Raw genomic sequence first — 21,423 nt, forward strand, 5'->3', positions numbered from 1 at the left:
TCGAATTAACATTGCGGCCAAGATGGGCAAGACTTCACCTTATCACAAGAGGAAGATGCGGGAAGAGGACGCGTAAAAACGTCTCAGAAGGAGAAAATTTGCGGCTATCGTGCCGAACTGCACGTCAGTCGCGGGCGTCTTGAGCGTTGGTGCACAGGGAGCCCCTCGGTCCTCTCGAAGCTGTGACCCTGTAGGCGCTTGTGTCGGGCATGGCGTGTCGCGCAGGTCTTGGCATTCCGCTGCAGATCGGGGTAAGAGGGGGCAGACGTTCGAAACACCATCCCGCACGGCGCGGTCAGGGGGCAAGAGTGAGCCATACCGATAGTTTTATCGACGAGGTGACCGAAGAGGTCCGCCGCGACAAGTTCTACGCCTTTCTGACGAAATACGGCTGGATCGGGATCGTCGCCGTGCTGGCGTTGGTGGGTGGTGCGGCCTGGACGGAATATTCCAAGGCGAAAGCACGGACGGCCGCCGAGGCCACGGGCGATGCGATCGCCGCCGCTCTGGGCGCCGAGACGCCTGAGGCGCGTGCGGCCGGGCTTGCCAATGTGGCAGGCGGCGAGGCGCGTGTGGTCGTAGCGATGTTGCGTGCGGGCGAGCTTCATGCGGCGGGCGATGTGAAGGGGGCTCTGGCGCTTCTGGCACCACTCGCCGCCGATGACATGCTGGCACCGGTCTACCGCGATCTCGCCGTGCTCAAGACGGCAATGATCGGCGCGGGGGAAATCTCTCCCGAAGACCGCATCAGCCAGTTGGCAGGCATCGCCAGCCCCGGCGCGCCCTATCGGTTGCTTGCCGAGGAACAGATCGCTGCGGCACAGGCGGAAATGGGCGACACACAGGCGGCGATCGACGGTTATCGCGCGATCTCGCAGGATGTGGATGCAAGTAATGCCTTGCGTCGGCGCGCGGCTCAGATGATGGTGGCCCTTGGGGCGGATCCCGCCGAGTAAGGGCTGTCACAGGCAAGGGCCGGGGGCGGGATGCGTAGGGTTAAAGCAGGGAGTGCAGGGATGATCGGTCAGACATGCAAGGCCGGGACCGGCAAAGCTTCGGTTGGCAAGGCTCCGGTTGGTAAGGTCGGGCTTTTCATGGCGATGCTGGCCTTGACGGCCTGTGGTGCCGGGAAGGAACAGGTCCTTCAGGGGGTTCGGCTCGATCCGCGGGACGGTTCGGTTCTGTCGCAGGCCGACTCTGGACCTGTCGTGAACCGCACAGCGCCGATTTCGCTCGGCGCGCAGGTTTCCCGCGACGCCTGGACGATGACCGGGGCAGGGCGTCTGCACGCCTCTGGCCATAACGCCTTTACGTCCGGCACGCCGAACCTGATGTGGACGGCGGACATCGGTCAGGGCAAGACGCGCAAAGCGCGGCTGACCGTCGATCCGGTCGCGGCATCCGGTGTGATCGTGGCGATGGATTCGACGGCGCGCGTGACGGCGGTGTCCGCCAGCAGCGGTGCAGCGGTCTGGTCCGTCGATCTGACGCCTGCGGGCGAGAAGAGTGGCAAGGTCTTTGGCGGCGCTCTGGCGATCTCCGGCGGCACGCTTTACGCCACCACAGGGTATGGCGATCTTGTCGCGCTCGATCTTGCGACCGGCGGCGAGCGCTGGCGTCAGCGGCTTGAGGCCGTGGGCGCTGCGGGCCTGTCGGTCCATGACGGTCTGGCCTATGTGGTCGCGGGCGACGGTCAGGTCTGGGCGGTGCAAACCAGCGACGGTCGGGTCAAATGGACCCTCAGCGGCCCCGAATCCATCACCTCGCGCGCGGGCGCGACCTCTCCGGCCATCGGCGACAAATTCGCCGTGTTGCCGTTCTCCTCGGGCGACATCTACGGCGTGTTCCGTCAGGGCGGCATGCGCTACTGGTCGGCCTCTCTGGCCGGTCAGCGCAAGGGGGTCGTCTATGCCAACGTCTCCGATATTACCTCGGACCCTGTGATCGTCGGTGACCGGTTCTATGTCGGCAACCAGGCCGGACGCTATGCCGCTTTCTCCATGGAGATGGGCGAGCGCATCTGGACTGCGGATGAGGGTGCCTACAGCCCGGCCTCCGTGGTCGGCGGTTCCGTGTTCATCGTCACCGACCGCAACGAGCTTGTGCGCCTGTCTGCCTCGAATGGTGAGCGGATCTGGGGCGTTCAACTGCCCTATTACACCACCGACAAGGTGCGCAAACGCAAGTCTGTCTTCGCCCATTACGGCCCGGTGGCCGCGGGCGGCAAGATGTGGGTGGCCTCGGACGATGCGGTGCTGCGTGGTTTCGATCCGGCCTCTGGTGCGCTTGTTGCGACCGTGGCGCTGCCGAAGGGCGCGGCGTCCGATCCGATCGTGGTGAATGGCACGATGTATCTCCTGCTCGAAGACGGCTCGCTCGCGGCGCTGCGCTGAGGCGTTACGGGGCCATGAGTGCAGGTGATGTAACGGTATGAAACAGCTCGATCTTCCACCGGACCGCTCGATCAGGGATCGGGTCGTCGTGCTGGAAAATGCGCTGTTCCTGCCGAACCGGCGGCGTAAGGCGACCTGGCGATACTGGGGCGGTATTCAGTCTGCCGATGGCACCGAACACCCCTATGCCACTGGCTGGCATTATCCGCGGGACCGGGCGAATATTATCCCCGAGGACTATCCTCTGCCCGAGGAGGTCCCGATGCTTGAGGGCGATTTCCTCTATCTTGGCCATTACCCCTCGGGGTTCGGGCACTTCCTGCTCGAGAGCACGGCGCGGCTCTGGCACCTGCGTGAGAATGGCACAGCCTATACTGCGGCGCTGATGCTCAAACCGCGCAAGCTGGCGCCGGACACGGTGGAACGTCAGCTTCGCAGCTTCGCGGAGCTTTGTGGGCTGAATCTGCCGCCGATGATCTGGCCTGACAAGCCCGTGCGCCTGCTGCGCCTGACGGTGCCGCAACAGGGCTGCGGTGCGCTCGAACTGATGTTGGGCGCACCGGAATATCGCGACATGATCGTCGGGCGTTTTGCCGCCGATGTGCCCGCCAAAGGGGCGAAGAAGATCTACATCTCCCGCAGTGCCCTCGACTCGACCCATGGCTCGCTGATCGAGGAGGACAAGCTCGAAGCGCTGCTGAAAGACGAGGGGTTTGAGATCTATCACCCGCAGGACCACAGCTTTCGGGATCAGATCGCGCAATACAAGGCTGCGGAGGTGATCGTCGGTCTCGACGGGTCGGCCTTTCACGCGCTCGCTCTCGTGGGTTGGTCGTCGGACAAGACCGTCGCGATCATCCAGCGTCGCCCGGCAGCGGAGGCAACCTTGCAGGCCCGCCAGCTCGAAGCCTTCGGCGTGACCCGGGTCGGGGTCGTGGCAGGGCATGAGACGGCTTGGTCCCCGGCGGGTACGCGGCGTGCGGCGCTGTCGATGTTCGGCACGTTGTCCTTTGCCGAGACGGGCCGTGCGCTTCATGAGCTGGGCGCAATCTCGCGACCTGAGGCCTGGCGGGACACGCCCAGAACGGACCTCGAGGAGAGGGTGCGCACCATCGGCAACTGGCTGGAGCGCGACATGTATGAGGTGCGCAGCTCCGCAACCTCGCTGGAAGATATGCCGCTGCGCTTGCATTCTGATCGTATTTCCCTGATCCCGGAGACCGAACGCGCGGTGGGTTGATACGGCCGCGGGGCATGCCGCAGAGTTTCCTCTGGACAGCCGGGTGCAAAAAGGTATACCCCGCAGGGTCAACTCCGGAGCGTTTCATGTCTTTTTCACTTGCCATAGTCGGCCGCCCGAACGTGGGAAAATCGACCCTGTTCAACCGTCTGGTTGGCCGGAGACTGGCGCTTGTGGACGACCAGCCCGGCGTCACACGCGATCTGCGCGAGGGCGAAGCCAAGCTGGGCGATCTGCGGTTCACCGTGATCGACACGGCGGGTTTGGAAGAGGCCACCGACGAGAGCCTTCAGGGCCGGATGCGCAAACTGACCGAGCGCGCCGTCGATATGGCCGACATCTGTCTTTTTATGATCGACGCCCGCGCGGGCGTTTTGCCCGCCGATGAGGTCTTTGCCGACATCCTGCGCAAACGCGCCAAACATGTGATTTTGGCGGCCAACAAGGCCGAGGGGCAGGCGGGCGAGTCCGGTTTGCTGGAGGCTTTCTCTCTGGGTCTCGGCGAGCCGCTGCGGCTCTCCGCCGAACATGGCGAGGGCATGCCCGATCTTTACGCCGTGTTGCAGCCCCTGGCCGAAGGGTTCGACGAACGCGCGGCGGCGGAAGCGCCCGAGGTAGACGTTGAACTGACCGAGGAAGAGCAGGAGCTGGGCGAGGGCGAGGACATTGGCGGCGAGTCCCGCGAATTCACCTTTGACAAGCCGTTGCAGATCGCCGTTGTGGGCCGCCCGAATGCGGGCAAATCCACGCTGATCAACAAGCTTTTGGGCGAAGATCGCCTGCTGACCGGCCCCGAGGCCGGGATCACCCGCGACTCGATCTCCGTGACCATGGACTGGAACGGCGTGCCGGTGCGCGTGTTCGACACGGCGGGGATGCGCAAGAAGGCCAAGGTGCAGGAAAAGCTCGAAAAGCTCTCCGTCGCCGATGGTCTGCGCGCGGTGAAATTCGCCGAGGTCGTCGTTGTGCTGCTCGATGTGTCGATCCCGTTCGAGCAACAGGATTTGCGGATTGCCGATCTGGCCGAACGCGAAGGTCGCGCCGTGGTCGTGGCCGTCAACAAATGGGATACGGAAACCGATAAGTCCAACAAAGCCAAAGAGTTGCGCGAAGAGTTCGCGCGGCTTCTGCCGCAGCTCCGGGGCGCACAGCTTGTCACCGTTTCGGCGGTGACCGGCAAGAATTTGGACAAGTTGCAGGAAGCGATCCTGCACGCCCACGCGATCTGGAACCGCCGTGTGTCGACCTCGCGCCTGAACAACTGGCTGGGCGCGATGACCGAGGCGCACCCGCCGCCCGCACCGGGCGGTCGCCGGATCAAGCTACGCTACATGACGCAGGTAAAGGCCCGCCCGCCGCAATTCGTGGTGATGTGTTCGCATCCCGACGAGTTGAACGACAGCTATAAACGCTATCTGGTCAACGGGTTGCGCGAAGATTTCGACATGCCGGGGACGCCGATCCGGCTGTTTTTCCGCTCTCAGGCGGATAAGAACCCGTATAAGAACAAGACGAAATCGACGCCCTCGCGGCTGCGCAAGCACCTTGGCAAGGATCGCGCCGATGCGCCGAAGGTCAGGAAACAGCGGCCGCCGAAGAAGTAAGAAAAGCGCTGGCGCGCTTGCCTTCGGCGAGGATATTTAGAGACAAAAGAAGGGGGGCGTTGTGCCTCCCTTTTTCGTATGCTTTTACGTATCAGAGGTCGAGATCGACCCAGATCGGGACGTGGTCCGAGGGTTTGTCCTTGGCGCGGGTGAAGGCGTCGATCTGGCAGTAGGTCAAAAGGTCTGCGGCCTGCGGCGACAAGAGGAAATGGTCGATGCGGATGCCGTCGTTCTTTTGAAACGCGCCCGCTTGGTAATCCCAGAACGTATAGGTCTCCGGCGCGGCGTTGCGGACGCGCAGCGCGTCGGTGAGGCCAAGCGCGGTGAGGCGGCGGAATTTGGCGCGGCTTTCCAGACGGAACAGCGCGTCGTCTTTCCAAATCTCGGGGCGTTTTGCATCCTCGGGTTGGGGGATCAGGTTGTAGTCACCGGCCATAAGAAACGGCTGTTCTTCCGCCAAAAGCGCTTCGGCGCGGGCGGTCAACCGGTCGAACCATTTGAGCTTGTAGTCGTATTTCGAACCGGGCAGGGGAGCGCCCTCGGCATCGAGATCGACCGGGTTGCCATTCGGCAGATAGAGCCCGCAGATGCGGAGCGCCTGCGTCTCGCCCGCAACCGTCGCTTCGATATAGCGCGCTTCCTCATCGTCGCCGCCATCGCGCCCCGCGCCCTCTGCGCCGGGCAGGCCGCGCGTGACGTCCTCAAGCGGCAGTTTCGAGAGCAAAGCGACGCCGTTGAAGGACTTTTGTCCATGGGTTTCAACGTTATAGCCGAGGTCTTCGAAAATCTCGCGGGGGAAGTTTTCGTCGACGGATTTGATCTCCTGCAAGATCGCCACATCCGGTTCGGCCTCTTTCAGCCAGTCCGTGAGCGCGTCTGCGCGCGCCTTGATGCCGTTGATGTTGAAGCTGGCGATTTTCATGGCTTCTCCCTCTTTTGCCCCTTTGTAGGGGGCTTAGCCTTTGTCGGCAATGGCCCGTCCGGCCGCCGCCGCCGAGGCCCAGGCCCATTGGAAATTATAGCCGCCGAGCCAGCCGGTCACATCCACCACCTCGCCGATGAAATAGAGGCCGGGGACGGATTTGGCCGCCATGGTTTTCGACGAGAGCGCATCGGTGTCGACGCCGCCCAATGTGACTTCGGCGGTGCGGTAGCCCTCCGATCCGGTGGGTTTGAGGGTGAGGCCGTGGAGTTGGTCCGCCACGGCTTGCAGGGCCTTGTCGGACTGGTCGGCGAGGTTGCCGCTGAGCGCGAATTTCTCCGCAAGCGCCTGCGCAAGCTTTGTGGGAAACAACGTCGCGAGGGCGGTTTGCATCTGGCGACGGCCGTTGTCCGCGCGGGCGGATTTCAGGGCATCGAAAGCGTTTTGCCGCGGCAAAAGATCGACCGTGATTGCGTCGCCCTCGCGCCAGTAATTGGAGATTTGCAGGATCGACGGGCCGGACAGTCCGCGATGGGTAAACAAAAGCGCCTCGTCGAAGGACGTACCATTGGCGGAGACCCGCGCGTCGACCGCCGTGCCCGCGAGTGGTGCGATCCAGTCGAGCTCATGGGGGGCGAAGGTCAGGGGCACGAGGCCGGGGCGGGTGTCGGTCACGGGAAGGCCGAATTGGGTGGCGATCTGATAGCCAAGCCCGGTCGCGCCCATTTTCGGGATCGACTTGCCACCCGTGGCGACAACGAGATGACGACAGGTGGTGGAACGACCGGAGAGGTTCAGGCGAAACCGTGTGCCGTCATGGGCGATCTCATCGACGGTGGTTTCCAGCCGGATTTCAGCGGCGCGGGCCTCAGAGAGCAGCATCTCGACAATGGCCGTCGATTTGCCGTCGCAAAACAACTGTCCCAACGCTTTTTCGGGGTTTTTCTCATGCCATGTGATGCCGTAACGGGCCAAAAGGTCGATGAAATCCCATTGCGTGTAGCGTGCCAGCGCCGATTTGGCGAAATGCGGGTTGCCGGAGAGGTAGTTTCCCGCTTCGGCGTAGAGATTGGTGAAATTGCAGCGCCCGCCGCCGGAGATGCGCACCTTTTCCGCCGGACGTTTGGCATGGTCGACCACAAGCACGGAACCACCTCGCGCGGCTGCAAAACCCGCACAGAACAGGCCTGCGGCACCTGCGCCCAGAATGATCGTATCGACATGCTCCATGGCCCGGTTTGATCAGGACGGACGCGTGATTGCAAGCAGCGAAAAGGCCCCGTACGGGGGCCTTTTGAAAGATCGTGTGGCTGAAGGATTAATTGTTTTCTTGTACTCGCGCACTGGCCGCCGGGTTGGTGGTGTCGCCGACATAAAGTACGGTCAAGACATCGCTCATGGCAGGCGTGTCGAAGTTCACGCGTACATGAGTGTTGGTGCCAGCCTTGACCGGGGCGGAGCCGAGCACTTTGCCGTCGGTACCGGTTTTGATGTCATAGGCATAGATCATGCCGTTGGCCTCGGCGCGCACAAGTTCAAGCGTCACCCCGGAGTTGGTGTTCTGGGCCTCGCCCACTTTGATGTAATTCGTGCCCGCGAAAGCTGCGGAACCGGCAACGGCCAGAAGCGTGGCGGCGGCAATGGTTTTCATGGAATGAATGGTCATAGTTTTGGTCCTTTTTTGTGAGACAGCCCGCGTGAAGCGCGTGGCCTGTCCGTCGTCCCGTCTCATATGGGGTCTTGGCGGGAGAGAGTAAGGGGTTGAAAGATCACAAGATTGCGCGTGAAAAGTGACGGTTTCGTGTGTGATCTGTTGCGCAGTGTCTTGTGCATGTGCGCGCAGCGGAAATTTAAATAATGTGCGTAAAACGACAGGTTTTCTGTGTGGCCAGAGACGCGAAAAGCCCCTTTCGGGGCTTTTCTGACGGTCATGCCGGTTATTTATCTGTCGTGAGATGCGATCTTACATCTTGTCGAGATTGTGCAGCGTGGAGGTCGCGACCGGCGCGCCCTGTTCGCTCAGGACCACGAGCGCTTTTTGAGCCACGTTCGGGGCAAGCTCCACTTTCACGTTGGCGTTGGCGCCGGCATGAACTTCGGCCGTCCCGAGAAGCGCGCCTTGTGTGCCGTTCGAATAGTCGTAGATCGACACTGTGCCTGCTTCGGAGGCGCGGACCAGGTCGAGGTTGATAACGGAAGTCAGGCTCTGGATCTCACCAGGGACGATGTAGTTGTAATCCATGTTGGCCGCGAAGGCTGCGCCGGAGGTGGCGACAGCGAGAAGGGCGGCGGCGGTCAGGGTTTTTACGGAATTGAAGGTCATTGTCTTATCCTTTCCAGAAAGGCGTTAGAGGCGGAACGGGAAGAACTTCGGGTCCGTCTGTGTGATAGGCAGATGTACTCTACGTAGACGGATTGTAAGGGTTTGATATGTCACAAGAACGCGCCTCTCTCGTGACTTTGCGTGTGTGGTTTCGTGATTGCTGCGGGGGAGAGAATGGCGAAACGCCAAAGAAAAAGGGAGATCCGAAGATCTCCCCGATCACGACACTCGAAATCCCGGTCGCGTTACATCGAAAACGACACGCCGCAGCCGCAGGACGCGGTGGCATTGGGGTTGTCGATCACGAACCGCGCGCCGATCAGCTCCTCGGTAAAGTCGATGGTGGCATTTTCCAGAAAGGGCAGGGACACCGGGTCGATCACCACGACGCCGCCTTCGCCCTTGAGCACCACGTCGTCGGAGGCGGGCTCATCGAGCGTGATGTCATATTGAAAGCCGGAACAGCCGCCCCCCTCGATGGCCACGCGCAGAGCCTTGCTCTCGCCGGTCATTTCGTTGATCTCGGCCAGCCGCGCATAGGCGCGATCGGTCACTTTCGGCGGCAAGGTGAGGGTCATGCTGTCATTCCCGGGTGTTCAGGCTGAAAAAACAGCCGGTTATTGCGATTTTCCCGCGTCATCTGTTTGTCGCGGAGTGCTGGGCACAATATAGTCCTCACAAGGAACAGCGACAAGACAGCCATGAGGACGGAAGCGATGGCTTCCGGGAAGAGCAGATGTTAAAACCCTATGCGACCCAGCCTTTTGAAACGCGTGGACGGCTTTACCCCGAAGAGCTTTCGACCTTTCGCTCGCCGTTTCAGCGTGACCGCGACCGGATCATCCATTCCTCGGCCTTTCGCCGGTTGAAACACAAGACGCAGGTCTTTGTCGAACATGAGGGCGATTATTACCGCACGCGGCTGACCCATTCGATTGAGGTGGCGCAGGTGGCGCGCACGCTTGCGGGGGCTTTGGGGTTGAACGAGGGGCTGGCCGAAGCCGTGGCGCTGGCGCATGATCTGGGGCATTCGCCCTTTGGCCACACCGGCGAGGACGCCCTTGAGCTTCTGATGGCGCCTTATGGCGGCTTCGATCACAACGCCCAGGCGCTTCGGATCGTCACCAAACTGGAGCGGCATTATGCGACCTTTGACGGGCTGAACCTGACATGGGAGAGCCTTGAGGGCATCGCCAAGCACAACGGGCCGATCATCGGCCCCAATGCCGACAAGAAAAAACACCCGGACGACGCGCCCTTGCCCTATGCGCTCAAGGAGGTGAACGACCAGTTCGATCTGGAGCTGCACACCTTTGCCAGTGCCGAGGCGCAGGTGGCGGCGATTGCCGACGATGTGGCCTACAATCACCACGACCTGCACGACGGGTTGCGCGCGGGGCTTTTTACCGCCGAAGACCTGATGGAATTGCCATTGACGGGGCCGGCCTATGAGGAGGTCGACCGGCTCTATCCGGGGCTGGAGCGCAACCGGCGCGATCATGAGGCGCTCCGGCGGATTTTCGGCTATATGGTCGAGGATGTGATCGCGATTGCCACCAATCGGCTGGAAAGCGCCAAGCCGGAATGTGCGCAGGACATTCGCGATATGGATCGGACGATCATCCGGTTTTCGAAGCCGTTCTTTCAGAACCTCAAGGCGATTAAATCCTTTTTGTTCAAGCGGATGTATCGCGCTCCTTCGGTCGTGAAAGAACGCAAGCGCGTCACCGAAATGGTCAATACGCTGTTCCCGCTGTTCATGGAACACCCGGAGCTTTTGCCCGCGGACTGGCGGCACGAAGTTGACGATGTGCAAAGCGACACGGAACTTGCGCGCCTCGTTCTGGATTATGTTGCCGGGATGACGGACCGGTTTGCCATTCAGGAATATGAGCGGCTCTGCACCTGATCTGAGTATTTGCGGCACAAAGGAAACAGCGGCATGGCGACGGGAACAGGAACGGGACTGGGCGCGGTGGAGGCCTTTGCACTTGTGGGCGTTTTGGGCGTCGGGGCGCAGTGGCTTGCGTGGCGGCTGAAGCTGCCCGCGATCGTTCTGATGCTGGCCGCCGGGTTGGTGGTCGGGCCGGTGCTGGGCGTGTTCGACCCGGCGCGCGATCTGGGCACTTTGGTGCAGCCTTTGATTTCGCTCGCGGTGGCGGTGATCCTGTTTGAGGGCGGGCTGACGCTCGATCTGCACAAGCTTGGCGATGCGAAGAAGGGCGTGATGCGGCTGGTGGTCATCGGTGCGCCTTTGGGATGGTTTCTGTCTTCGGCGGCGCTGCATTGGGGCGCGGGGCTCGGGTGGGAGGCCTCGGCGGTGTTCGGCGGCATTATGGTGGTGACCGGGCCGACGGTGATCGCGCCATTGCTGCGGCAGGCGAAATTGCAGAAACGCCCGGCGAACCTGTTGCAATGGGAGGCCATCGTCAACGATCCGGTCGGGGCTTTGGCGGCGGTTCTGGCGTTTGAATTCGTGCTTGTGGGGCGCGAGGCGGAGAGCCTGCCCGCCGCTTTGACCCAGCTGGGCGTGGGGATTGCCATCGCCATGGCCGTTGGCATCGCGGCGGGAGCGGCGATTTCTTACGCGTTTCGGCGGGCGTTTGTGCCGGAATATATGAAGGTTCCGGTGCTGTTTGCCACGCTTCTGGCGACCTTTGCCTTTCCCAATATGATGCTGCATGAAAGCGGACTTTTGGCCGTGACGGTGATGGGGCTGATCATCGCCAATGCCGATCTGCCGTCTTTCGAAGAGCTGCGCCGGTTCAAGGAACATGCCACGATCCTTTTGGTCTCGGGTGTGTTCATCCTTCTGGCCTCCTCGATGGATTTCGCCTCTCTCGGGCAACTCACATGGCGCGCGGGGCTGTTCGTGGCGCTGGTGATTTTGGTGGCGCGGCCTTTGACGGTTTTGATTTCGCTGATTGGCACCGGGCTGCCACGCAACGAGAAGCTTTTGATTGCGCTCACCGGCCCGCGCGGGGTGGTTTTGGTGGCTGTGGCGGGGCTTTTTGGCGAACGTCTGGCGCAGGCGGGTGTGGGCGATGGCTCGGTGATCGGGCCTTTGGCCTTTGTTCTGGTGCTGGCAACCGTGGTGCTGCATGGGTTTACGCTGGGGCCTGTGGCGCGCGCTTTGGGGCTGGCGTCCAAAGGCCGGCCCGGCGTTTTGATCCTTGGCGGGTCGCGGTTCACCACGGCTTTGGGCGAGCTTTTGAAGCGTGAGGAGGTGCCGGTTTTGGTCGCCGATCCAAACCATGCGCGGCTTTTGCGACCGCGCACGGCGGGGTTGCCGGTGTTTTACGGCGATATTCTGGGCGAGGCGGCGGAGGACAGTCTGGAAATCCTGTCCTTCGAGACGCTGATCGCCGCCACCGAGAATGACGCCTATAACACGCTCGTCGCCACCGATTTCGGGTCCGAGTTCGGTCGCGATCAGGTCTGGCAAATCGCCCGCGAAAAAGGTGAGAAGGCGCGTCATTCGTTGCCCTCGCAACTGGGCGGGCGGCCTTTTGGCGCGGGCAAGACCTTTGGCGAGCTTGAGGAGCTGATGAAGCAGGGCTGGCGGATCACCGCTACGCCGCTGACCGAGGATTACGGTTTCGATCAATGGAAAGAGGATCGCCCGCACGCGCTTTTGCTCGGGCGGATGGTTTTGGGCGGGGTGTTCAAGCGGTTCTTGCAGGAAGATGCCGAACTGCTGTTCCCGCGCCGGGCTGAGGCGGCGATCGAGGCTCTGCCGGAAGACCAACGCGAGACGGCGCGGGAGGCCTTGAAGCGGCGGCGCACCGATCTGCGGGTCAATGCGGCGCGCGGGCGGATGGGCGCCGGGGTCAAGCTTGTGGCGCTTGTTCCGCCGGAGCAGGCCCCAGAGAAAGCCCCTGAGAAGAGTGTCGACGGTCAAGCCCGTTGACCTTGGCCACATGCGTGGTAAACCCGCGCCAAGCTATACGATAGAGAGACGTCATGAACCTGTTCGCCGATATCCGTGTCCTTGTGATCGACAGCCTTGCGGCGCTGACCGCCGAGGGCGCGCTGCCCGAGGGGCTCGATTTTGTCAACGTGGCGGTGGAGCCGCCGCGCGATCCGCTGCATGGCGATATGGCGACCAATGCCGCGATGGTTCTGGCGAAACCCGCCAAGGCCAACCCGCGGGAGATCGCGGGCAAGCTGGCCGAGAAACTCGCCGCCGATCCGCGCGTGGCGACGGTCGATGTGGCGGGGCCGGGGTTCATCAACCTGCAGCTGGCAGAAGGCGTCTGGAGCGGGCTCGTCGAGGGCGTTCTGACGGCTGAGGGTTATGGCCGCTCGACCATGGGCGCGGGCAAGAAGATCAACGTCGAATATGTCTCCGCCAACCCGACGGGGCCGATGCATGTGGGCCATACCCGTGGCGCGGTGTTTGGCGATGCTCTGGCGTCCCTTCTGGATTTCGCGGGCTTTGCCGTGACGCGCGAATATTACATCAACGATGGCGGCGCGCAGGTCGATGTGCTGGCGCGCTCCGCCTTTGAACGCTATCGCGAGGCCAATGGGCTGAACCCGGAGATCGCCGAGGGCATGTATCCGGGCGATTACCTCAAGCAGGTCGGCGAAGCGATGAAGGCGAAATACGGTGAGCGCCTGCTCAACACGCCCGAGGAGCAATGGATCGACGAGGTGCGCGAATTCGCCACCGGCGAGATGATGGAGATGATCCGGGGCGATCTCGCGCTTCTGGGCGTTAAGATGGACAATTTCTTCTCCGAGAAATCGCTCTATGGCACCGGGTTGATCGAAGCGGCTCTGAAAGAGCTCGACGACAAGGGGCTGATCTACGAGGGCGTTCTGGAGCCGCCGAAAGGCAAAACGCCCGAGGATTGGGAGCCGCGCGAGCAGACGCTGTTCAAATCCACCGAACATGGCGACGATGTCGACCGTCCGGTGAAGAAATCTGACGGCTCCTGGACCTATTTCGCCCCCGATATCGCCTATCACTACGACAAGGTGAAACGCGGCTATGACGGCATCATCGACGTGTTCGGCGCCGACCATGGCGGCTATGTCAAGCGGATGAAAGCGGCTGTGTCGGCCCTGTCCGATGGCAAGGTCGAGTGTGACATCAAGCTGATCCAGCTTGTGAAACTCTTCAAGAACGGTGAGCCGTTCAAGATGTCGAAACGTGCGGGCACTTTTGTGACGCTGCGCGATGTGGTCGAGCAGGCGGGCAAGGATGTCACGCGCTTCATCATGCTGACCCGCAAGAACGACGCGCCCTTGGATTTCGATTTCGACAAGGTGCTGGAGCAGTCGAAAGACAACCCGGTGTTCTATGTGCAATATGCCAACGCGCGGGTGCATTCTGTGCTGCGCAAGGCTGCGGAGCAGGGTGTGACGCTGAGCAATACGCCGAAGTTCGACGACCCGGCCGAGATCGCGGTGGCGCGCAAGATCGCCGACTTCCCGCGTCAGGTCGAGATTGCTGCCAAAGGCCACGAACCGCACCGGATTGCCTTCTATCTCTATGAGCTGGCCTCCGACTTCCACGCGCTCTGGAACAAGGGCAACGAGAACGAGGCGCTGCGCTTCCTGCATGACGACGCCGACCTGTCGGCGGCAAAAATCGCCCTGCCGCGTGCCGTGGCCGTTGTGATTTCCGCAGGTCTTGGTATCCTTGGGGTCGAACCCATGACCGAGATGCGCTGAACCTGTCCGGCACAGGCGGAAAGTGGGCAAATGACCCCGTGAGGGGCCGTAGGAAACGAGGGCAAAAGATCCTCATGCGGCCTCTCAAGAGCAGTTGATAACTCGCAGAAAACAAAGCGGGAAAAGAGTGAGGCGAAGAGAATGCAGGACGTGTCGAACGGCCCCCGTATGGGCTATGCGTCGCCCCAGGCTGACGGTTATTCTTCCTATGACAATCACTGGCAGCGACCCGAGCCGCAGGTGACGCGCGGGACGCATAATCCAGGTTACGGTCATCCCGAGTTGCGTCAGAGGCCCGATGCGGACCGTCTTTTTGCCGATGGACATGTGCATTTTGAGCAACAGTCGCCGCGCACGACCGCAACCGGATTTCAGGACCCGCGCGCTTCTTACGAGGCCGGTCCGGCCTATGTCTATGACACCACGGATATGCTGCCCGAAGAGGTGTCCGAGCGCCCGCATCTGGGGCCTGCACAATGGGGCGGCGCAATCATCTCTCTCGCGCTGATCCTCGGTCTCGGTATCTGGGGCTACAAGCTGATGGTGCGCGATGTGACCGGCGTTCCGGTGATCCGCGCGATCGAAGGGGCTGCGCGCGTCCTGCCTGACGAACCGGGCGGGCAACTGGCGATGCACCAAGGGCTTGCGGTCAATTCCGTGACCGCCGATGGCTCCGCCGCGCCGCCCGCCGACAGCTATGTGCTTGCGCCCGCCGCGGCAAACCTGTCTGAGGAAGATCAGCCGATGGCGCATATCCAGCCGGTGCTAAGCTCTTATGAGCCGTCCGGTTCTGCCTATGAGGTGCAACCTCCCGCAACCCCGCTTGAGCAAGTGGCCGTAGACGAAGAGCCGCTGGAGCTTGAGGAGGTCGAAACGGTGGCCGCGGAAGAACCCGAATTGCTTGCGGACACGCCCGCGGTCAATGCGATCCCCGTTCCCATGCCGAAACCGCGCCCGGTGCGGCTCGCGTCTTTGGCCGCTAAGCAGGGCGGTGCGAGCCTCGACGGGGTGGCCGGTGATATTCTCGCCGCGCTTGGTGCCGCCGAGAGTGTGGAAATGGCTCCGGAGGATGTGCCCGAGGGCAGCCGTCTGGTGCAATTCGGCGCCTATCAGTCGGCAGAAGTGGCGCGGTCCGAATGGGAGCGCCTGACCGGGCGGTTCACCGATCTCATGGACGGGAAGACCCGTGTGATCGAGAAGGCGGAAAGCGGTGGCAAGACCTTCTATCGCCTGCGCGCCTACGGGTTTGCGGATGCCTCGGACGCGAACCGCTTCTGTGCTGCGATGACCTCGATGAACGCGGCCTGCACGCCGACGGTTCAGCGCTGAGCGTCGAAACCCATGGGGCAGGGCGCATTTATCCTTGGCTGTGAGGGACTTGTCCTCACATCTTCGGAAATTGAATTCTTTAGGTCCTCTAACCCTTGGGGATTTATTCTTTTTGCCAGAAATGTGGCTGACCCGGAGCAGCTTCGGACCTTGACCGGCACCCTGCGCGACGCGGTGGGCCGAGATGCGCCGATCCTGATCGATCAGGAAGGTGGCCGGGTGCAACGCATGCGCGCGCCGCATTGGCGCGAATTCCTGCCGCCCTTCGAACAAGTGGAAAAGGCGCATGATGCCGAACGCGCCCTCTGGCTGCGCGGGCGGCTTTTGGCGGAGGATTTGCACAGCGTCGGGATCGATGTGAACTGCGTCCCAGGTCTCGATGTGGCGCGCCCCGATACCCATCCTTTCCTGCACAACCGCTGTTTCTCCGAGGACCCTATGATGGTGGCCCGCATGGGCCGCGCTCTGGTCGAAGGTATGGCGGCGGGCGGGGTTGCGCCGGTGATGAAACACCTGCCGGGCCATGGCCGCGGCACGGTGGACAGCCATAAGGGTCTGCCGCGCGTGATGGCCTCGCGCGCCGCTTTGGACGCGGATTTCGCGCCCTTCAAGGCCCTGAACGATCTGAGCATGGGCATGTCGGCGCATATTATCATGGATGTGATCGACCCCGACCGTCCGGCGACGCAAAGCCCCGAGGCGATCCGGGTGATCCGTGAAGAGATCGGCTTTCAGGGCCTGTTGATGACCGACGATATTTCCATGGGGGCGCTTCAGGGCACGGTGCGGGAACGTGGTGATGTGGCACTCAAAGCAGGCTGCGATCTCGTGCTGCATTGCAACGGCAATCTGGCGGATATGGAAGAGGTCGCGGCGCTCGGCCTGATGACGGATGGGGCACAGGCCCGTGCGGACCGGGCGGCTGACAGCCGTCCCGCCTATGTGCCCATTGACACGGACGCTCTGGCGGACGAATTTTTAGCCTCCTGACTTAACGCCGTACTCCTGAAGAGGGCCCGATGGCCGATCCAGATCAGTTTGACATCAGCGATATCCTGTCGGTCGAGGAACGCCTCGCCGCAGAGGCCTTGATCGTGGATGTCGACGGGTTCGAGGGGCCGCTCGATCTTTTGCTGCAACTGTCGCGCACGCAGAAGGTCGATTTGATGAAAATCTCGATCCTGCATCTGGCGCAGCAATATCTGCTCTTCGTCGAGAAGGCCAAGGAGCTTCGGATCGAACTGGCCGCCGATTACCTGGTGATGGCGGCGTGGCTGGCGTTTCTGAAATCGCGACTCCTGTTGCCGCCCGATCCCACCGACGACGGACCTTCGGGCGAAGAACTGGCCGCGCATCTTGCCTTTCAGTTGCAACGTTTGGAGGCGATGCGCGAGGCCGCCGCCAAACTCATGGCGCGCGATCAGAAGGGCCGGGATTTCTTTGCCCGTGGCATTCCCGAAGCGGTGCAGAGGTTGCGCAATGTGACCTATACGGCCAGTCTTCTCGACCTGATGCAGGCCTATGCGCGGGTTCGGACCAAGGACGAGTTCCGGCCCTTCGTTCTGGACCGCGAGGCGATCCTGTCGATGGAGCAGGCGCTCGAAAAGCTGCGTTACCTGATCCCCTATGCGGTCGAATGGGCGGATCTCTCGAGCTATCTGCCCGAGGGCTGGGCGCTCGATCCCAAGAAACGCCGCTCGGCGACGGCGGCGACTTTTGCGGCCTCTTTGGAGCTTGCAAAACAGGGGCAGATCGAAATTCGTCAGGGCGGCACCTTCGAGCCGATCCAGATCAAGGCCCGGCAGATCAGAACATCACGGAGTGACAATGGCTGAGGAGCATTTTGAGGAGAGCCTGTTTGCGGCGCCGCCTTTGGCCGAACAGGAGCGGATGGTCGAGGCCGTGCTCTTTGCCGCCGCTGATCCGGTGACGATCGCCGATCTGGCGGGACGGATGCCGCATGGTTGCGATCCGAAAGCGGCGGTTGAGCTTTTGCAGAAACGCTACGAGGGGCGCGGCGTGCGCGTGGTACGCGTGGGCGAGGCCTGGGCGATCCGCACCGCGCCCGATCTGGGCTTTCTGATGCAAAAGGAAACCACCGAGACCCGCAAACTCAGCCGCGCCGCGATTGAAACGCTTGCGATCATCGCCTACCATCAGCCTTGCACCCGGGCCGAGATCGAGGAAATCCGCGGCGTCTCCGTGTCGCGCGGTACGCTCGATCAGCTCATAGAGCTGGAATGGATTCGTTTCGGGCGGCGGCGGATGTCGCCGGGGCGTCCTGTCACCTATGTGGTGACGCCCGCCTTTCTCGATCACTTCGGTCTCGAGACAGCGCGCGATCTGCCAGGGGTTAAAGAATTGCGGGCGGCCGGGCTTCTGGAAAGCCGTCCGATGCCGGGGCTCGACGAGGAGCGTGATGTGGACGAGGATCAGGATGATCTGTTTGAGGACGAGGCCTGAGGGTACAGAGTTTTCGTGTGCGTGCCGCGGAATGACCTTATTCCGGCGCTAACCAAGTTTGTGAAACATAAGGGAAGCTCAGTATGAATTTGGACAGATTGATCTCGATGATCGTGAACCGCTTCGTGCGCACCCTTGTGAACAAGGGGGTCAACGCCGGGATCGATGCGGGAACCAAGAGCCTTGCAAAACGCCGTGGTGCCAAGACCGTGCCGGGGGATGAAATGACCCCGGAGCAGAAGGCGGATCAGGCGCGCTTGGCGAAACAGAGCAAGGACACCGTACAGCGGGCGAAAAAAATTGCCCGGATGAGTCGGCGAATCGGAAAATTCTAGGGTGGTTGTGACGAGTCTTCTGTCCTGCGCGGGCGGTGTGGCTGATCTTTCCGTCGGAGAGGGGGGCCCGTGTTGAGGAGCGGAGCGCCCCGGCGCGCGACTGAGGGTCTGTCTTATGATCCCGCTGTCGCCGCTCTGCGCCTGCAATCCTTGCTCGCACGGCTGGCCGGGCTGATGAACCGGCGCGCGGTGCGCGATTACATTGGCGGGTTTCAGGATAAGGCCGACCCGCCTCAGGCCATGAGCATGGCACAGGTGCTGCGCAGGGCGGTGGCGGCACATGTTGGATGGGACAACAAGGGCGAGCGGGAGCCGATCGCCCTGTCCCTTGGCGTGACGGTTTATGATCGGAAAATGAACGAGGATACGCTGGAGCAGGCGATCCAAAAGGCCGATACCGCGCTTTACACTGCCAAATCGAACGGCCGCAATCAGGTGCAATGCAGCGAAACACCCGTGTCCGAGAGAGGAAAAACCGTGGAAGATGTGATCCCCTCAGGTTTTGCGCTGCACTGAACGATGGCGGTCGCCTCAGCCCCGGAATCAGCCCTGGAAATGTTTCGAAAGCTTGAGGCCCTGGCCCTGATAGTTCGAGGCGAGATCGGCACCGTAAAGCCGATCCGGGCGGCTTTCCATGCGCTCGTAGACCAGACGGCCAACGATCTGCCCATGTTCCAGCACAAAGGGCGCCTCGTGGCAGCGCACTTCGAGCACGCCGCGCGCGCCTTCGCCGCCCGCCGCCGCATTGCCGAAACCGGGATCGAAAAAGCCCGCGTAATGCACCCGGAATTCGCCCACCATCGCCAGATAAGGCGCCATTTCGGCGGCGTAATCGGGCGGGATATGCACGGCTTCACGGCTGACGAGAATATAGAACGCCCCCGGATCGAGAATGATCTGGCCGGTCTTGGAATAGATCGGCTCCCAATAGTCCGCCGGGTCGTAAAAGCCGATGTTGTCGAGATCGATCACCCCGGTGTGCGGCTTGGCGCGATAGCCGACGAGAGCGCCCTCGGCGGGTTCGAGATCGACGGAAAAGCCCAGCCCCTGATCAATCACCGCCGTGCCATTGACGAGCGGGCTCTCGGCATGGAGTGCCTCCAGCTCGGCATCGGACAAAACCGATTGCCCGGCGCGGAACCGCACCTGATTGAGTCGCATGCCGGGGCGCACCAGAACGGAGAAGGAGCGGGGGCAAATCTCGGCGAAAAGCGGCCCGTCATAGCCGGGTGCGATGCGGTCGAATTCGACACCTTCATCGGTGATAAGACGGGTCAGAAGATCGAGCCGCCCGGTCGAGCTTTTGGCATTGGCCACGGCCTGAATGCCGTCGGGCAGGGCGAGGCGTTCCATCAGAGGCACGACATAGACGCAGCCCTTTTCGAGCACCGCACCCTCGGTCAGGTCGATCTGATGCATTTCAAATTCGGAGAGGCGTTCGGCGACGGTGCGCCCTTCGCCTGCCAGAAACGAGGCCCGGACCCGCCAGGCGCGGGAGCCAAGCCGCAGATCAAGGGAGGCGGGTTGCACCTGCGCGTCGATCACCGCCGGGCTGGCCGTAATCTCGCCGCGCGTCAGCATCTCCCGAATGGCATGATCGGCCAAAACACCCATGTCGTCCTCCCAGAGCCCTCAAGGTCTTGTTTCATATCCGAAAGCTCTAACGCAAAACCGCCCGCAAGCCCAGAGGCCGCGAGCGGTTTTGAGGTGTTTTGGTCGGGCTAGCAGGACTTGAACCTGCGACCTTCCGTCCCCCAGACGGACGCGCTACCAGGCTGCGCTATAGCCCGACGTGGACCCTTTACATAGTGATTTCCGTGGCGGGGGCAAGCGCTAAATTGTCAAAATCGGCGCAAATTCCGAGGACAGATCAGCCAGCCATCCGCGCGCGCAGGGCCGCGGCGCGGGTCATCAGAGCGGCAAGCTCTGCCTGTGGCAGATGGCGCAACTGGCGATGGTTCAACTGGCCAAGAATGCCGGGGGTGACGGGCCCCAGATCCGCCTCGTCCAAGGGATCTCCCGGAATCTCAAGATCGCCGCCGAGCGGCATCGGCGCAGCAAAAACAGATAGTTCTGGCGCGACATAGGTCTCTTCGATCTCATCCTCCGCCTCGATCAGATCGGGCTCCTCGAACAGATCGACCGTGGGGCTGAGATCGAAGTCGAAAGAGGCCTGACCGGGAAGGGGCGCTTTCGGGGGGGAGGGTATCTCGGCAGTTTGTTGGCCGAAGACAGTCTCGGCACCCGCGGTGTCTATGGCCTCTTCGGCAAGGACATCTGCGGTGAGGTCTTCGAGGTCCGTGTTTTCGTGCGCTGTGACCTCTTCGGCTTCCACCTTCGTCTCATGAACGGCCGTGATCGGCAGGGTCGGAACAGATATCGGCTCCGGGCGGGCAAAGGGAATCACACGCTCTTCCGGCTCGGGGCTGTCAAAATCGTCCTGCGGCACCATTTCGGCCATGGGCGCGAAGGGCGCAGGGGGAATCGGACTGTGCTCCGGCGCGGGGGCGCTGATCGGCTCAATGCCCTCGATCTCCGGCGAGAGCGAGGCGACATATTTCACCCCATGTTCACGCAAGAGTTTCTGCACTCCGCGAATGGTCATGCCATCGTCATGCAGAAGTTTCTTGATTCCACCCAAAAGCGCCATATCGGCCGGGCGGTAGTACCGCCGCCCGCCTGCGCGTTTCACAGGTTTGACTTGGGTGAACCGGCTTTCCCAAAACCGCAGGACATGTGCGGGCGTGTCCAGCCAATCGGCAACCTCGCTGATCGTGCGGAAGGCGTCCGGTGATTTATCCATTTTAGATCAAACCTTTAAGCGGATTTACGACTTGTTGCCCGCCGCCACGCGGTCCTTCATCAGATGCGAAGGACGGAAAGTCAGGACGCGGCGTGCCGGGATCGGGGCTTCGTCGCCGGTCTTCGGGTTGCGGCCGACGCGCTCGGATTTCGCGCGCACCGAGAAGGTGCCGAAAGACGAGATCTTGACGGTTTCGCCTTCGACGAGCGCGTCGGAAATATGCGCCAGCACGCTTTCGACGAGGGCCGCGGATTCATTGCGGCTCAGGCCAACCTCGCGAAACACGGATTCGCTGAGATCCATACGGGTCAGTGTCTTGTTCATTTTTT

At 62.0% G+C, this 21,423-nt stretch carries 21 protein-coding genes and 1 tRNA gene; 13 read left to right on the top strand and 9 right to left on the bottom strand.

All coding sequences use genetic code 11. The annotated features are described in order from the left end of the window. Window positions 1-308: 308 nt before the first annotated feature. The 4 genes from V1475_RS12730 (at window position 309) to der (ending at window position 5,237) form a co-directional block, all read left to right on the top strand. The gene (locus tag V1475_RS12730) at window positions 309-956 is read left to right on the top strand and encodes a hypothetical protein (protein WP_479413037.1); all 648 of its coding nucleotides are present in this window, start codon (window positions 309-311) and stop codon (window positions 954-956) included. 60 nt (window positions 957-1,016) lie between these two features. Continuing rightward, entirely contained in the window at window positions 1,017-2,393 is a 1,377-nt protein-coding gene (locus V1475_RS12735; RefSeq protein ID WP_434287446.1) for a PQQ-binding-like beta-propeller repeat protein, read from the top strand. A gap of 37 nt (window positions 2,394-2,430) precedes the next feature. Further along, complete coding sequence (locus V1475_RS12740; RefSeq protein WP_479413038.1) at window positions 2,431-3,633, top strand: glycosyltransferase family 61 protein; 1,203 nt, start codon at window positions 2,431-2,433, stop codon at window positions 3,631-3,633. Window positions 3,634-3,719: 86 nt separating this feature from the next. Continuing rightward, the gene (gene der, locus V1475_RS12745; RefSeq protein WP_479413039.1) at window positions 3,720-5,237 is read left to right on the top strand and encodes a ribosome biogenesis GTPase Der; all 1,518 of its coding nucleotides are present in this window, start codon (window positions 3,720-3,722) and stop codon (window positions 5,235-5,237) included. A 91-nt stretch (window positions 5,238-5,328) separates the two neighbouring features. Here der and xth read toward each other — a convergent pair whose 3' ends face one another. The 5 genes from xth to V1475_RS12770 all read right to left on the bottom strand — a co-directional run bounded on the left by xth (window position 5,329) and on the right by V1475_RS12770 (window position 9,060). Further along, a complete protein-coding gene (gene xth / locus V1475_RS12750) occupies window positions 5,329-6,159 on the bottom strand; it encodes an exodeoxyribonuclease III (RefSeq protein ID WP_479413040.1) in 831 nt (276 codons plus the stop codon). A gap of 33 nt (window positions 6,160-6,192) precedes the next feature. Continuing rightward, window positions 6,193-7,389, bottom strand: a complete 1,197-nt coding sequence (locus V1475_RS12755) for a BaiN/RdsA family NAD(P)/FAD-dependent oxidoreductase (protein ID WP_479413041.1) — start codon at window positions 7,387-7,389, stop codon at window positions 6,193-6,195. 88 nt (window positions 7,390-7,477) lie between these two features. Further along, window positions 7,478-7,825 (bottom strand): hypothetical protein, encoded by a 348-nt coding sequence (locus V1475_RS12760; protein WP_479413042.1) that lies wholly within the window; start codon window positions 7,823-7,825, stop codon window positions 7,478-7,480. Window positions 7,826-8,122: 297 nt separating this feature from the next. After that, window positions 8,123-8,482, bottom strand: coding sequence for a hypothetical protein (locus tag V1475_RS12765; RefSeq protein WP_479413043.1), 360 nt, complete (start codon window positions 8,480-8,482; stop codon window positions 8,123-8,125). 245 nt (window positions 8,483-8,727) lie between these two features. Further along, the gene (locus tag V1475_RS12770; RefSeq protein ID WP_434287438.1) at window positions 8,728-9,060 is read right to left on the bottom strand and encodes a HesB/IscA family protein; all 333 of its coding nucleotides are present in this window, start codon (window positions 9,058-9,060) and stop codon (window positions 8,728-8,730) included. 158 nt (window positions 9,061-9,218) lie between these two features. On the opposite strand from V1475_RS12770, the gene V1475_RS12775 reads away from it, so the two are divergent. From V1475_RS12775 to V1475_RS12815, 9 genes are all read left to right on the top strand, one after another. Beyond that, on the top strand, window positions 9,219-10,391 hold the full coding sequence (locus V1475_RS12775; protein WP_479413044.1) for a deoxyguanosinetriphosphate triphosphohydrolase: 1,173 nt from the start codon (window positions 9,219-9,221) through the stop codon (window positions 10,389-10,391). Window positions 10,392-10,424: 33 nt separating this feature from the next. Beyond that, window positions 10,425-12,392, top strand: a complete 1,968-nt coding sequence (locus V1475_RS12780) for a cation:proton antiporter (RefSeq protein WP_479413045.1) — start codon at window positions 10,425-10,427, stop codon at window positions 12,390-12,392. Between the two features lie 53 nt (window positions 12,393-12,445). Further along, on the top strand, window positions 12,446-14,164 hold the full coding sequence (gene argS / locus V1475_RS12785) for an arginine--tRNA ligase (protein WP_479413046.1): 1,719 nt from the start codon (window positions 12,446-12,448) through the stop codon (window positions 14,162-14,164). A gap of 141 nt (window positions 14,165-14,305) precedes the next feature. Next, window positions 14,306-15,493 carry an SPOR domain-containing protein gene (locus tag V1475_RS12790; RefSeq protein WP_479413047.1) on the top strand — a complete coding sequence of 396 codons (1,188 nt, stop codon included), beginning with the start codon at window positions 14,306-14,308 and terminating at the stop codon, window positions 15,491-15,493. A 12-nt stretch (window positions 15,494-15,505) separates the two neighbouring features. After that, entirely contained in the window at window positions 15,506-16,483 is a 978-nt protein-coding gene (locus V1475_RS12795; protein ID WP_479413048.1) for a glycoside hydrolase family 3 N-terminal domain-containing protein, read from the top strand. A gap of 29 nt (window positions 16,484-16,512) precedes the next feature. After that, the gene (locus V1475_RS12800; protein WP_479413049.1) at window positions 16,513-17,328 is read left to right on the top strand and encodes a segregation and condensation protein A; all 816 of its coding nucleotides are present in this window, start codon (window positions 16,513-16,515) and stop codon (window positions 17,326-17,328) included. Then, window positions 17,321-17,956: an SMC-Scp complex subunit ScpB gene (gene scpB / locus V1475_RS12805; protein ID WP_479413050.1), complete on the top strand. Its 636-nt coding sequence runs from the start codon at window positions 17,321-17,323 to the stop codon at window positions 17,954-17,956. The genes V1475_RS12800 and scpB overlap by 8 nt, the downstream gene beginning before the upstream one ends. An 83-nt stretch (window positions 17,957-18,039) precedes the next feature. Continuing rightward, window positions 18,040-18,291, top strand: a complete 252-nt coding sequence (locus V1475_RS12810) for a hypothetical protein (protein ID WP_434287430.1) — start codon at window positions 18,040-18,042, stop codon at window positions 18,289-18,291. A 69-nt stretch (window positions 18,292-18,360) separates the two neighbouring features. Further along, window positions 18,361-18,807, top strand: coding sequence for a diguanylate cyclase domain-containing protein (locus tag V1475_RS12815; RefSeq protein ID WP_479413051.1), 447 nt, complete (start codon window positions 18,361-18,363; stop codon window positions 18,805-18,807). 27 nt (window positions 18,808-18,834) lie between these two features. Here V1475_RS12815 and V1475_RS12820 read toward each other — a convergent pair whose 3' ends face one another. From V1475_RS12820 to ihfA, 4 genes are all read right to left on the bottom strand, one after another. Continuing rightward, window positions 18,835-19,905 carry a 2'-deoxycytidine 5'-triphosphate deaminase gene (locus V1475_RS12820; RefSeq protein WP_479413052.1) on the bottom strand — a complete coding sequence of 357 codons (1,071 nt, stop codon included), beginning with the start codon at window positions 19,903-19,905 and terminating at the stop codon, window positions 18,835-18,837. 99 nt (window positions 19,906-20,004) lie between these two features. Next, a tRNA-Pro gene (locus V1475_RS12825) sits at window positions 20,005-20,081 on the bottom strand. A gap of 80 nt (window positions 20,082-20,161) precedes the next feature. Further along, window positions 20,162-21,094: a MerR family transcriptional regulator gene (locus tag V1475_RS12830; protein ID WP_479413053.1), complete on the bottom strand. Its 933-nt coding sequence runs from the start codon at window positions 21,092-21,094 to the stop codon at window positions 20,162-20,164. A 24-nt stretch (window positions 21,095-21,118) separates the two neighbouring features. After that, window positions 21,119-21,418, bottom strand: coding sequence for an integration host factor subunit alpha (ihfA, locus tag V1475_RS12835; protein ID WP_434287427.1), 300 nt, complete (start codon window positions 21,416-21,418; stop codon window positions 21,119-21,121). Between the last annotated feature and the right edge of the window lie 5 nt (window positions 21,419-21,423).

This window comes from Celeribacter sp. SCSIO 80838 (genome assembly GCF_056498065.1).